10 protein-coding genes are annotated in these 12,905 nt (G+C 73.5%); 4 read left to right on the top strand and 6 right to left on the bottom strand.

Annotated features, from left to right (window positions below; genetic code table 11):
* Positions 1-2 precede the first annotated feature (2 nt).
* Positions 3-542, bottom strand: a complete 540-nt coding sequence (locus QF034_RS31930; RefSeq protein ID WP_307178159.1) for a potassium channel family protein — start codon at positions 540-542, stop codon at positions 3-5.
* Between the two features lie 181 nt (positions 543-723).
* Between QF034_RS31930 and QF034_RS31925 the strand changes: the two genes are divergently transcribed.
* Positions 724-2,346, top strand: a complete 1,623-nt coding sequence (locus QF034_RS31925) for an MbnB/TglH/ChrH family RiPP precursor modification enzyme (RefSeq protein WP_307178158.1) — start codon at positions 724-726, stop codon at positions 2,344-2,346.
* A 14-nt stretch (positions 2,347-2,360) separates the two neighbouring features.
* On the opposite strand, the gene QF034_RS31920 is transcribed toward QF034_RS31925, so the two are convergent.
* The 3 genes from QF034_RS31920 to QF034_RS31910 are packed head-to-tail and all read right to left on the bottom strand — an operon-like array spanning position 2,361 to position 6,907.
* Positions 2,361-3,848 (bottom strand): APC family permease, encoded by a 1,488-nt coding sequence (locus tag QF034_RS31920; protein WP_307178157.1) that lies wholly within the window; start codon positions 3,846-3,848, stop codon positions 2,361-2,363.
* Positions 3,845-5,416 (bottom strand): GMC family oxidoreductase, encoded by a 1,572-nt coding sequence (locus QF034_RS31915; RefSeq protein WP_307178156.1) that lies wholly within the window; start codon positions 5,414-5,416, stop codon positions 3,845-3,847. Before QF034_RS31915 ends, QF034_RS31920 begins: the two co-directional genes overlap by 4 nt.
* A 24-nt stretch (positions 5,417-5,440) precedes the next feature.
* Positions 5,441-6,907, bottom strand: a complete 1,467-nt coding sequence (locus tag QF034_RS31910; protein WP_307178155.1) for an aldehyde dehydrogenase family protein — start codon at positions 6,905-6,907, stop codon at positions 5,441-5,443.
* A gap of 386 nt (positions 6,908-7,293) precedes the next feature.
* On the opposite strand from QF034_RS31910, the gene QF034_RS31905 reads away from it, so the two are divergent.
* The 3 genes from QF034_RS31905 to QF034_RS31895 all read left to right on the top strand — a co-directional run bounded on the left by QF034_RS31905 (position 7,294) and on the right by QF034_RS31895 (position 10,645).
* On the top strand, positions 7,294-8,040 hold the full coding sequence (locus QF034_RS31905) for a DUF4142 domain-containing protein (protein WP_307178154.1): 747 nt from the start codon (positions 7,294-7,296) through the stop codon (positions 8,038-8,040).
* Between the two features lie 86 nt (positions 8,041-8,126).
* A complete protein-coding gene (locus QF034_RS31900) occupies positions 8,127-8,897 on the top strand; it encodes a TIGR04222 domain-containing membrane protein (RefSeq protein WP_307178153.1) in 771 nt (256 codons plus the stop codon).
* Positions 8,898-9,010: 113 nt separating this feature from the next.
* Positions 9,011-10,645 (top strand): alpha/beta hydrolase, encoded by a 1,635-nt coding sequence (locus QF034_RS31895; RefSeq protein WP_307178152.1) that lies wholly within the window; start codon positions 9,011-9,013, stop codon positions 10,643-10,645.
* Here QF034_RS31895 and hemQ read toward each other — a convergent pair whose 3' ends face one another.
* Together hemQ and hemG are read right to left on the bottom strand one after the other, a co-directional pair.
* Complete coding sequence (gene hemQ / locus QF034_RS31890) at positions 10,646-11,389, bottom strand: hydrogen peroxide-dependent heme synthase (RefSeq protein WP_307178151.1); 744 nt, start codon at positions 11,387-11,389, stop codon at positions 10,646-10,648.
* A gap of 5 nt (positions 11,390-11,394) precedes the next feature.
* A complete protein-coding gene (gene hemG, locus QF034_RS31885) occupies positions 11,395-12,858 on the bottom strand; it encodes a protoporphyrinogen oxidase (protein WP_307178150.1) in 1,464 nt (487 codons plus the stop codon).
* Positions 12,859-12,905 lie beyond the last annotated feature (47 nt).

Here is a 12,905-nt window from a genome sequence, read left to right as displayed (position 1 = left end):
GGTCAGGAGGGCGGCGGGCGCCGGTCGCGTGCGGCGACCACCGCGTGCAGCCGGCGCGAGAGCGCGGTGGCCGCCGCCGTGAGGAAGACGAACGTGTACAGGATCTGGGCGACCGCCACCAGGCGGGCCTCCTGCCCGCTCGGGGTGATGTCCCCGTAGCCGACCGTCGCGAGCGTGACGACGGTGAAGTACAGCGCGTCGACGCGCGTGTTCAGGCCGGTGAACTGGCCCGGCCGCTGGGCGAGGGCGTAGTACCCCGACGAGAAGACCAGCACGGCCAGGCACATCAGCAGCGGGATCATGACGCCCGGCCGGGTGTGCGGCTTCTCCAGCACGACGTCGCGCACCTGGCGCAGCAGCAGCGCGGCCAGCAGCCCCAGGCACAGGGCGAACAGCGGCCAGCCCAGCCAGGAGCGGTCCTCGCCGAGCCCCTCCAGCGGGAGCAGGAAGTAGGCCGTGCCGACGGCGACCACCAGTCCCGCGGCGGCGGCCCACACCCACCGGGTCGAGGCCGGGGCCTCCTGCTCGCTGCCGTCGCGCATAGGTCCGGTCTACGGCGTATCGGGGGGTGGCGCGACTCCGGTGCCTCCGTCGGTGGACCGGGACCGTCGGGGGCCGAACCTCAAATGTTCCTCTGAAGGCGCCCGTGGCGGGGTTCGAGGGCGGACGGCTGGGCCATACCCCCCTCACGTTCGAGGAACCGGCTGTGCGGAGGAGGGGACGATGGAGCGACTGGGGACGGGCATCGGCTGGCGACCGGAGATCGCGGACGCCGTGGAGCGCATGCCGGGCATCGACTGGGTCGAGACCGTGGCCGAGAACGTCTGCCCCGGGCATCTGCCCGAGTCGCTGCGGCGGCTGCGCGAGCGCGGCGTCACCGTGGTGCCGCACGGCGTCTCGCTCGGCCTCGGGGGTGCGGACCGGCCCGACGAGGGCCGTCTGGCCGCGCTGGCCGAGCGGGTGGAGGCACTCGGCTCACCGCTGGTCACCGAGCACATCGCGTTCGTACGGGCCGGTGGTTCCCTGACGGCGACGCCGCACCTGGAGGCGGGCCATCTGCTGCCCGTCCCCCGGACCCGGGACGCGCTCGACGTGCTGTGCGAGAACGTGCGCATCGCGCAGCAGGCGCTGCCGGTGCCGCTGGCCGTCGAGAACATCGCCGCACTGATCTCCTGGCCGGGCGAGGAGATGACGGAGGGCCAGTTCCTGTACGAGCTCGCCGACCGTACGGGCGTCCGGCTCCTCATCGACGTGGCCAACCTGCACACCAACCACGTCAACCGCGCCGAGGACCCGGCCAAGGCCCTGGCCGAGCTGCCCCTGGAGGCCATCGCCTACGTCCATGTCGCCGGCGGTTTTGAACGCGACGGCGTCTGGCACGACAGCCACGCCCACCCCGTCCCCCGGCCGGTCCTCGACATCCTGACCGACCTCGCCTCCCGCGTGTCCCCTCCGGGGGTCCTGCTGGAGCGCGACGAGAACTTCCCGGAACCGGCGGAGCTGGAGGCCGAACTGGCCTCGATCCGGCGGGCTGTGGAGGCGGGGGCCGTCGAGCGGGTGAAGGCGCAGGTGCGCGCGGCGGGCCACGCGATCACCGCCCGGCGGCCAGGGGCCGCGCCGGAAGGCCGGAGCGAGGTCCGCGCCGACGCCCCCGCGCGCAGCAACCCAGCCACGCCGGAAGACCCGAGCGAGACCCGGCAACCGGCAACCGCGCCCGGAAGCCGGAGCGAGACCGGCGCCGACGCCCCCGCGCACAGCGACGCAGCCACGCCGGGGGCCGTCGGCACGCCGGCGCCGGACCTGCCCGGTGCGGGGTCCCGGGGCGAGCAGCGCGAGCCGTTCGTGGCAGACGGGGCGCCGCGGGGCCATGAGACCGGGGCGGCCGGGGCGACACGGGGCGCCTCCGGCCGGCCTGAACACAGGGGCGTCGACGAGGCCCGGCAGCGGCTCGGGGTCGCCCAGGCCGCGCTGCTGTCGGCGCTGGTCGCGGGGACGCCCGTGCCCGAGGGGTTCGACCGCGTGCGGGTCGGCGTACAGGCCCGGGCGCTCGCCGCGAAGCGGGCGGACGTCGTGGCGAAGGTCGCGCCCGAACTGCCGGAGATCCTCGGGGCGGACTACCGTACGGCCTTCCTCGCGTACGCCCAGACGCAGCCGATGACCGGCGGCTACCGGCGCGACGCGCTCACCTTCGCCGAGCACCTGCTGTCCGCCGGGCGGCCCGGGGACGCGGCGGCGCGGCGGGAGCTGCGGGAGTGGTGGCTGGAGCGGTCGGGACCTGCGCCGCGCTCGCGACGCCCGGTCCGCCGGCTGGCCCGCGCCACCCGGAAGGCGCTGCTCCGGCGTTGAGGCGGGATCGCCCCTCAGCGCTTCGACGCCGCCTCGGCCCGCTCCTTCGGCACGGCGTCACCGGCAGCCGCGCCGCCGCGGCCGTAGTGGTGGGTCGTGAACATGTACAGCACGCCGGTCCCGACCACCACCGCGCCGCACAGCAGGACGATCCAGTTCTCGTACCACGGCTTCTCCGGGCTGCGGGCCCAGCAGATGTTGACGATGGCGAAGATGCCGTAGGCCAGCGCCCCGATGTTCACCGCGAGGCCCCATCGGCCCAGGGTGAACTCGCCCGCCGGGCGCCAGCCCTTGAGCCGGGCGCGCAGCGCGGCCAGCACCACCATCTGGAACGAGCCGTAGATACCGAGGATCGCGAACGACACGATGTTGGTGAGGGCGTCCTCCGAGAACAGCGAGGCGAAGGCGATGAGCAGCGGCACCGCCGCGGACACGAACAGCGCGTAGCCAGGCACCGCGCGGGCGTGGGCGAACCGCCGCAGCAGCCGGTGTCCGGCGATCATCTCGTCCCGGGCGTAGGAGTAGATGAGCCGCCCGGCGGCGGCCTGGAGGCTGATCGTGCAGGACAGGAAGGAGATCAGCACCACGGCCATCACCATCCGCGCCCCGGTCTCCCCCATGGCGTCGTACAGCACGTCCACCACCGGGTCGGCCTGCTCGCCGGAAATGATCGCGTTGAAGTCCGTGACCGACAGCAGCAGCGACATACAGGTGAACGTGGCCGCGGCACCGCCGATGTAGATGGTGCGGCGCATCGCGCGCGGGATGACACGGCCCGGGTGGGCGACCTCCTCGGCGGTGTCGCCGCACGCCTCGAAGCCGTAGTACTGGTAGAAGCCGATGATCGCTGCCGCGAGGAACGCCGGCAGATAGGAGCCGTCCCCGTGGGTGCCGTACGTGTCGAAGATGACGCCGATGCCGTGGTGGCGGTGGGTGGACAGCAGGTAGATGCCGACGACGAGGGCGCCGATGAGCTCGCCGGCGAAGCCGATGACGGCCGCCGCCGACAGCGCCTTGGTCCCCATGTAGTTGATGAGGACGGCGATGACGATGAGCACGGCCGTGCACAGCACGGTGGTGTGCACGGTGGTGTCGAAGCCGAAGAGGATGGCGATGTAGGGGCCGGCGCCGTAGGCGACGGAGGTGATGGTCACCAGCAGCGCCCACATGTACACCCAGCCGGTCATCCACGCCCAGCGCTTGCCCCACAGCCGCCGGGCCCAGGGATAGACACCGCCCGCGATGGGGTACTGGGCGACGATCTCGCCGAAGATCAGCGCGACGAGGAACTGCCCGCAGCCGGCCAGCACGAACGCCCAGATCATCGGCGGCCCGCCCTCGACGACCGCGGTGCCGAAGAGGGTGTAGGTGCTCACCACCGGGGAGAGGTAGGTGAAGCCGAGGGCGAAGTTGGCCCAGGGGCCCATGTCCTTGCGGAACTCCGAGCCGGGCTCCGCCGAGGCGGTCCCGGCCGCCGGGGAGGGGGGCTGTGGACCGGTCACTTCCGGGCCTCCTGTTCCGCGGGGCCGGGTCGGTCGAGGATCAGGTCGGCGGCGCGTTCGGCGGCGAGCAGGACGGTCACCATCGGGTTGATGGTGGGCATCGTCGGGAACACCGACGCGTCGACGATCCGCACCCCCTCGGCGCCGAGCAGTCTCAACTCCGGGTCGCAGACGGCCATCCGGTCCTCCGGGGCGCCCATGCGGCAGGTGCCCGCCGGGTGGTAGACGGTGTGCGCAGCGCGGCGGCCGTACTCGGACAGGTCGGCGTCGGAGACGACGTCCGGGCCGGGCGCGACCTCGCGGACGAGCCAGTCGCGCAGCGGGTCGGTGGCGGCGACCTCCCGGGCGACCCTCAGCCCGTCCACGATGGTGCGCTCGTCGTGGCCCTCGGGGTCGGTGAAGTACCGGAAGTCCAGGGCGGGATGCTCGGCGGGGTTGTTGCTGCGCAGCCACATGCGGCCGGTGGAGCGGGCGCGCGGCACGTTCGGCGTCATGCACACCCCGTGCGCCGGCACGGGGTAGCCCAGGCGCTCGGTGTTGACGGTGAACGGCACCTGGTAGAAGTGGAACATCAGGTCGGGGCGCGGCTGGTCCTTGTCGCGGCGGAGGAACAGGCCGGCGTCGGAGTCCATCGCGGAGTTGGGCGGCAGCGGCCCCGCGATCTCCCAGACGATCACGGACTCGGGGTGGTCCAGCAGGTTCTCGCCCACGCCGGGCAGGTCGGCCCGTACGCCGATGCCCAGGGCCCGCAGGTCGTCGGCCGGGCCGATGCCGGAGAGCATCAGCAGACGCGGGGTGTCGATGGCGCCCGCGCACAGCAGGAGTTCGCGTTCGGCACGCACGGTGGCGGGTTCGCCGTCGGCGCCCCGGACGGCGACGCGGGTCAGCCGGCCCGACTCGTCCGGGATCAGCCGGTGCGCCCAGGTCTCCAGCAGGAGCGTGAGGTTGGGCCGGTTCAGGACGGGGTGCAGGTAGGCGACGGACGCGGAGGAGCGCAGGTTGCCCTCGGGCTGGTAGGCCAGGGAGAAGAAGCCGGTGCCGTCGGCGAAGGGCTCGGCGTTGAAGTCGTCGACGACGGGGACGCCGAGGGCGCGGGAGGCCGCGGTGACGAAGTCCTCGGCGATGGGATTGCGGTCGGCCTCGGCGACCGGGACGATCTCGGTGAGCAGCCGGTCGCGGTAGGGCAGGATCGTCGCCGGGTCCCAGCCGGCGCAGCCCCGGCTCACCCAGTCGTCGAGGTCCTGCGGCTGCGGCAGGAAGCTGATCAGCGTGTTGTGCGAGGAGCAGCCGCCGAGGACGCGGGCCCGTGAGTGCAGGATGTGGGAGTTGCCGCGCGGCTGCTCGACGGTGGTGTAGCCGTAGTCGAACTCCGAGCCGAGCAGGTTGATCCAGTTGCGCAGGCGCAGGATGCGCTCGTCGCCGACATCGCTGGGGCCGCCCTCGACGACGCAGACGCGGCAGTCGGGGTCCTCGCTCAGCCGGGCGGCGAGCACACAGCCGGCGGTGCCGCCGCCGACGATGACGTAGTCGTAGGCGGATTCGGCGCCGTGCGCGGGTGTGGGGGCCATGCGGTGTCCTGCTTTCTGTGTCGTTCAGCCCTTGAACCAGCCGGAGGGGGCGGGCGCGAGGTTCTGGTAGATGTGCTTGGCCTCCTGGTACTCGCGCAGCCCGGTGGGGCCGAGTTCGCGTCCGACGCCGGAGCGGCCGAAGCCGCCCCACTCGGCCTGCGGCACGTAGGGGTGGAAGTCGTTGATCCAGACGGTGCCGTGCCGCAGCCGCTGGGCGACGCGCTGGGCGCGGCTCGCGTCGGAGGTCCACACCCCGCCGGCGAGGCCGTAGCGCGTGTCGTTGGCCAGGTCCACCGCCTCGTCCTCGGTGCGGAAGCGCTCGACGGTGACGACCGGGCCGAAGACCTCCTCCTGGACGATGCGCATGGACCGGTCGCAGTCGGCGAAGATCGTCGGCAGCAGGAAGAAGCCGCGGCTGAGGGCGGGGTCGTCGGGGCGGGTGCCGCCGGTGACGAGCCGGGCGCCCTCCTCCTGGGCGATGGCGATGTAGCGCTCGACCTTCTCACGGTGCTCGGCGGAGCTGAGCGGGCCGCTCTCGGTGCCCTCCTCCAGGCCGTTGCCCAGCCGGATCGCCCGGGCGCGCTCGGCGTAGGCCTCGACGAACCGGTCGTGCAGCGCGTCCTCGACGAGCAGGCGCGAACCGGCCGAGCAGACCTGCCCGGAGTGCAGGAAGGCGGCGTCCAGCGCGTAGTCGACGGCGGCGTCGAAGTCGGCGTCCGCGAAGACGATGTTGGGGTTCTTGCCGCCGAGTTCGAGGGCGATGTTCCGCGGTCCCTCGGCGGCGCCGGCCATGATGGACCGTCCGGTGGTCAGGCCGCCGGTGAAGGACACCAGGTCGACCTCGGGGTGGCTGGTCAGGGCCGCGCCGGCACTCGCCCCGGAGCCCAGCACCAGGTTGGCGACGCCGGGCGGTGCGCCGGCCTCCTCGATGAGCCGGATCATGGCGATCGTGGTGAGCGGGGTGATCTCGCTGGGCTTGAGGACGAAGGTGTTGCCGGCGGCCAGTGCCGGGGCGACCTTCCAGGAGGCCTGGAGCAGCGGGTAGTTCCAGGGGGCGATGAGCGCGCAGACCCCGACCGGCTGGTAGACGACGCGGCTGAGCACGGTCGGGCCGACGTCGACGACCCGGCCGCCGTCCTTGCCCGCGAGTTCGGCGTAGTAGCGGAAGGCGTTCGCCACGTCCTCGACGTCGATGCGGGCCTCGGCCAGCGTCTTGCCGGTGTCGAGGGTCTCCGTGCGGGCGATGTCCTCCTGGTCGCGCAGCAGCAGGTCACGGACGCGCAGCAGGACGTCGGCGCGGTGACGGGAGGTGGCGTTCGCCCAGTCCCCCTGGTCGAAGGCACGCCGGGCGGCGCGTACGGCGCGGTCCACGTCGGTGGCGTCGGCCTCGTCGACGGTGGTGACGACGGAGGCGTCGTAGGGGTTGACCACCTCCCGCCGGCCACCGGCCGCCGCCCGTGTCCACTCGCCGTCGATGTACAGCTCACCCACCGCGGGGCCTCCTCAGCATCCGGCCGGTGCCGATCGGCCCCGACGGTCAGCAACATGGCCCATGGGGCGGGCGGCGGCCACGGGCCACACCGCCGCGACGGCGTCCCGCCGGCTCAGAGGACCCGGGTGGGCTAGTCGCCCCGCCGCACCTGTCCGCACGCGAGTGTGCCGGGTCTGACACCCGTGTCACGCCCGCCCGGAGCCATGGAATGTTTTGCGCCTCTTCGCCCCGGCGAGTCCCCCACTCCGTCTCCCCCAATCGCCCCGTCCTGCCCCCGTTACAACGATTCGCCCCTGTACGGCAGTTGACGTAGACCCCGCAGTAACATGGCAACTCCGCACCCGAAGCGCACTAGTGTGCGGTGCCGTACCAGGAGGCACCACCCATGCGACCGCGACCTCCCGTCAAGGGCCGAGGCATCGTCAGCGGCACGGGGCTCATCGTCACGTGTCTGACGGCGACGCTCGCCGCGCTGGTCTTCTCCCTCTGGTCGTACACCGACCGGCCGGGGACGGGACCGAACGTGCTGAGCGCCCAGACTCTGCGCACGAGCTACGGCCCGTTGTCCGCGCTCGACCAGGACTTCCTCGTCAAGGTCCGGCTGGCCGGGCTGTGGGAGCTGCCCGCGGGGCGGCAGGCGCAGACGAAGGGGACGACGCCCGCCGTCCGGACGGCGGGCCGGCATCTCGTCGAGGGGCACGCGTTCCTCGACGAACGGGTCCGCGGGGTCGCCGCGCGGCTGAACCTCGCCCTGCCGGACGAGCCCGGCGACCAGCAGAAGCAGTGGCTCGAAACCCTGGACGCGGCACAGGGTGCCGAGTACGACCGCCAGTTCGCCAACCTCCTGCGGCTGGCGCACGGCAGGGTCTTCTCGCTCGTCGCCCAGGTCCGCGCGAGCACCCGCAACTCGCTCGTGCGCGACCTCGCCGACGACGCCAACACGACCGTCCTCGACCACATCAAGGTCCTGGAGGCCACGGGCTACGTCGACTTCGACGCCGTGGCCCGCGACATGGCCACCGCGAGCACTCCCCCGACGGCCGCCCCCGCTCCGGCCGCACCCTCGATTCCGGCCCCGGACCCGGCCACCACGCTTCCGCCGCCGACGTTCCGCCCGCCGCCGGAACAGTGAAACGGAACGTCACATACCGACAACACTCCGTCCGGATCGTGAACAAGGCATGGTGTTTTCGGGACCGTGTCACATACAAACAACATATGCTCTGGGTTCTTTTCCTGCTGGCGGCCTGGGCCGTGGCCGGCACGGCGTGCACGCGCCTGTGCCTGGCCGCCGTACGCGCCGCGGCCGGCGACACGGACACCGACCGGATCCATGAACTCACGCTGTATGAGGCCGCGTTCCTCTCCGGCGGCCCCCGGCGGGTCGCCGACGTGACCCTCGTCGCCATGGCACGCCAGCGCCGGCTGCTCCTCGCCCACACCGGCTGGGCGACGGTCGTCGATCCGCGCGGGCGGGACGAGATGGAGCGGTCGGTCATAGGGGCCATCGGACCCGAGGGGCAGTCCCGCATCGCGCCGGTGCGGGCCACCGCCGCCACGGCGGACGCGATACGCGGTATCGCCGACCGGCTGGTGCGCGCGGGGCTCGCGGTGCCCGGCAGCGCCCGTACGACGGTCGCGGCGGCCGTCCGCCAGGTGCGCTCGGCGGCCCTCGCCGTACTCGCTCTCGGCGTCACCGCGCTGCTGACGCCCACCCCGCCGGACATGCCGCGGCATCTGGTCGCCCTGTGGTTCGCGCTGCCGCTCGCCCTGACCCTGAGCTCCCTCGCCATCGCCCGCATCGAGATCCACCCGTACTCGCGCTGGGCCTCCCCGGCCGGCCAGCGGCTGCTCGGCGCCCTGACCCGGAACGCGGACGGCACCGCCGACGACCGCACCTACCTCACCTCCGTGGCCGTGCGCGGCGTCAGCGCGATCGGCGAACCGGACCTGCGCGCCGCCTTCACGCACCGCGGGGCACACGACTGACCGACCGGGGGCGCACAGGGGCATTGGCGCCGACACCGGCGGACGGTGCTTGCCTTCCTCAACCGCCGCACCAAACATCCCTTTTGTCGCCACCGTGCACCGAAGGGACACCGATGAGAGCCGCCCTCCTCTACTCGGCCGCAGGATCCTTGCTGCTGAGCGCCCTCACCGCCGTCCCGGACACCGACGGCGCGAGATCGGCCGCCGAGCTGCGCGGCACCGCGGTGGCCGCCGCGCGGGCGAAGGCGGCCGGCATCGACTTCGGCCCGTGCCCCGACGCGCAGGACCTTCCCGGCAGCATGCAGTGCGGCACGGTCACCGTCCCGCTGGACTACGCCCGGCCCGACGGCAGGCAGATCGAGCTCGCCGTCGGCCGCGCCCGGGCCACGCGCAAGGAGCCGCACCACGGCAAGCGCGCGGTCCGCCGCCAGGGCGCCCTGGTCTACAACCCGGGCGGCCCGGGCGCCAACGGCTTGTACTTCCCCCTCGTCGGCCTGCTCCCCGAGTGGAAGCGGATCGCGGCCGCGTACGACCTCGTCGGCTACGCCCCGCGGGGGGTCGGCCGTTCAGCGCCCCTGTCCTGCCAGGACCCCAAGCGGTTCTTCCAGGGGCCCACGCTGGCGCCGACCCAGCCCTCGGAGTCGTACAAGAAGGAACGCATCGCGCAGGCGAAGGCGTACGCGCGCGGCTGTGCCGAGCGGGCCGGCGGCGCGCTGCGGCACTACCACTCGCTGAACAACGCCCGCGACCTCGACGTCCTGCGCGCCGCGCTCGGCGAGGAACGGCTGACGTTCCTGGGCACGTCGTACGGCACGTACTTGGGAGCCCTGTACGCGACCCTGTTCCCCGGCCACGTGCGGCGGATGGTGTTGGACTCGGCGGTCGATCCCCACCCGGCGGAGATCTGGTACCGCAACAACCTCGACCAGTCGGCGGCGTTCGAGGGCCGCTGGCGGGACTTCCGGAGGTGGATCGCCCGGCACGACGACGTGTACGGGCTGGGCAGGACCGCGCGGGAGGTGCGGCGCAGCTACGAGCGGGCGAGCGCGCGGCTGGCCGCCGAGCCGGCCGGCAAGGAGGTCGGGCCCGGGCAGTTGCAGGGGGCGTTCCTCCAGGCCGGGTACTACGACGACCAGTGGCCGCACCGGGCGCACGCGCTGTCGGCGTACCTCAAGGGCGATCCCGGGCCGCTGGTCGAGCAGGCGGAACAACGCCCGGAGGCCGCCGCCGAGGCGGAGAACACACGCGCGGTCTATGTGGCGGTCGAGTGCAACGACGCTCCCTGGCCGACGGACTGGGAGGTGTGGGACCGCGACAACACCCGGCTCGCGCGGCGGGCGCCCTTCGAGACCTGGGACAACGTGTGGACGAACCTGCCCTGCGCCTACTGGGAGGGGCCGCGGCAGCGGCCGCTCGACGTCGGCGCCGGGCCGGGTGCACTGCCGCCGACGCTGATCCTGGCCGCCGAGCGGGACGCCGCCACGCCCTACGACGGCGCCCTCGAACTCCACCGCCGTCTCGCGGGCTCGGTCCTGGTGACGGAGCGGGACGCCGGCGCGCACGGCCTGGCGGGCGGGCCGAACGCCTGCGTCAACGGCCATGTGGAGGCGTATCTGCTGGCGGGCCGGCTGCCGGGACGGCGTACGGACTGCGCCGCGCATCCGGAACCGAAGCCGCAGTCGCAGTCACCATCACGGTCACGGTCGGCGGCCCCGGAGCCGCCCGGGGCCGACCGGCCGCTCGGCTGATCAGGCCAGGTCCGCGACCAGCTCCGCGATCTCCTTGCGGCGGCCCGTGAAGAACGGGACCTCCTCGCGGACGTGCCGCCGGGCCTCCGAGGCGCGCAGGTGACGCATCAGGTCGACGATGCGGTACAGCTCGTCGGCCTCGAAGGCGAGGATCCACTCGTAGTCGCCGAGGGAGAACGAGGCGACCGTGTTGGCGCGCACGTCCGGGAAGCCGCGGGCCATCTTGCCGTGGTCGGCGAGCATGCGGCGGCGGTCCTCGTCGGGCAGCAGGTACCAGTCGTAGGAGCGCACGAAGGGGTAGACGCTCACGTAGGTGCGGGGCGTCTCGTCGGCGAGGAACGCCGGGATGTGCGAGCGGTTGAACTCGGCGGGGCGGTGCAGCGCCATGTTCGACCACACCGGCGTGAGCGCCCGGCCCAGCTTCGTGCGGCGGAAGAGGTTGTACGCCTCCTGCAGCGCGTCGCTGGTCTCCGCGTGCCACCAGATCATGAGGTCGGCGTCGGCGCGCAGGCCCGAGACGTCGTACGTGCCGCGAATGGTCACGTCCTTGGCGGCGAGCTGGTCGAACAGCTCCTGGACCTCGTCGGCGTACCCGGCGCGGTCCTCGGGGAGGACGTCCTTCAGCTTGAAGACGGACCAGAGCGTGTAGCGGATGACCTCGTTGAGGTCCTTGGCCAGCTTGCCCTTGTTCGGGATGCGGTCGGGCTCGGCGCTGGAGGCCGTGGTGGAGGCGTCGTCACTCATGTTCCTCATTCTCCCGCTCCGCCGTGCAGGCTCTGCACCGGGTGGGCGGTGAGCTCCTGCACACCCCGCAGGTCACCGTGGATCTGGTCGACGGCGGCGTACGCGCTCGCGATGCACGCCGGGATGCCGACGCCGTCGTACTGCGCGCCGCACACGGCGAGCCCCGGGAGCTTCGCCACGTGCTCGCGGATGCGGGCCACGCGCGCGTGGTGGCCGACGGGGTACTGGGGCAAGCCGTCGTCCCACCGGGTGACGCGGGTGGCGACGGGCGTGGCGGCCAGGCCGGTCGCCGCCTTCAGGTCGTGCCGGGAGACCGCCACGAGCCCGTCGTCGTCGCGCTGGAGGATCTCCGTCTCGCCGTACCGCCCGACGGACGTGCGCAGGACGACGAGGTCGGGGTTCTCGTCGGCGATCCAGCCCCACTTCTGTGAGGCGAAGGTGGACGCCTTGATGGTGCGCCCGTCCACCGGCGGCACGAGAAAGCCGCTGCCCTCGGGCAGGCCCGCCTCGGCGCGGCGGTAGGCGAGGGTGACCAGCGCCATGGAGGCGTACTCGACGCCGCCGAGCTCGGCGGCGGCCCCGGGGGACTGCGTGCGCAGGAGCCGGGCGGCGGCGGGGGCGGGGACGGCGAGCACCACCGCGTCCGCGCGCAGCACCCGCTCGCCCGCGACCACGCGCCATCCGCCGTCGGCGGCGCTGTGGGTCAGCTCCGTCACCGGCGTCCCCGTGAGGATCTCGCCCCCGCGGGCCCGCACCGACTCGGCCACCGCGAGCGGCAGCGTGCCGACGCCGCCCTGGAGGCCCATGAACACCGGCCCGGTCTGCTGGGCGGCGGCCGCCTTCGCCTGGATCTCGCGGACCCCCTCCGTCAGGGAGGCGTGGCTGCGCGCCGCCTGGAACAGCTGCGGGACGGCGGAGCGCATCGAGATGCGGTACGCGTCGCCCGCGTACACGCCGCCCAGCAGGGGCTCCACCAGGCGGTCGACGACCTCGCGGCCGAGGCGCGCCGCCACGTACTGGCCGACGGCCACGTCGTCGCCGACCTCCGTGCGGGGCAGCTCGGCGTCGCGGTCGATGCGGGCGAGGCCCTCGTCGGACAGCACACCGGACAGGGCCGCCGCGGTGCCGGGCACGCCCATCACATGGCCCTTGGGCATCGGGCGCAGCGCGCCCCGCGTCCAGATCGAGGCCGTCGCGGTCGCGGGCGGCTGGAGCCGGTCGGCGAGGCCCACCTCCCGGGCGAGCGCCACCGCCTCGGGGCGGCGGGCCAGCATCGACTCGGCGCCGAGGTCCACGCGCGCGCCGGCGATCTCCCCGGGCAGCAGCTTGCCGCCGACCCGGCCGGAGGCCTCCAGCACGGTCACCCGCGCCCCGCGCTCCAGCAGCCGGTGCGCCGCGGCCAGTCCCGCGATTCCCGCCCCGATGACGACGACCTGCCCCGTGCCCGCACGGGCTTGAACTTCGCGCATGCCCCCAGCCTCTCAGACCCCACTGACAGCGCTTCCGCGCCCCGGTG

The sequence above is a fragment of the Streptomyces africanus genome, assembly GCF_030816955.1.
Taxonomy (GTDB): domain Bacteria; phylum Actinomycetota; class Actinomycetes; order Streptomycetales; family Streptomycetaceae; genus Streptomyces; species Streptomyces africanus.
The sequence above is the reverse complement of the archived record's forward strand: the minus strand, read 5'-3'. Positions and strand labels throughout refer to the sequence as shown.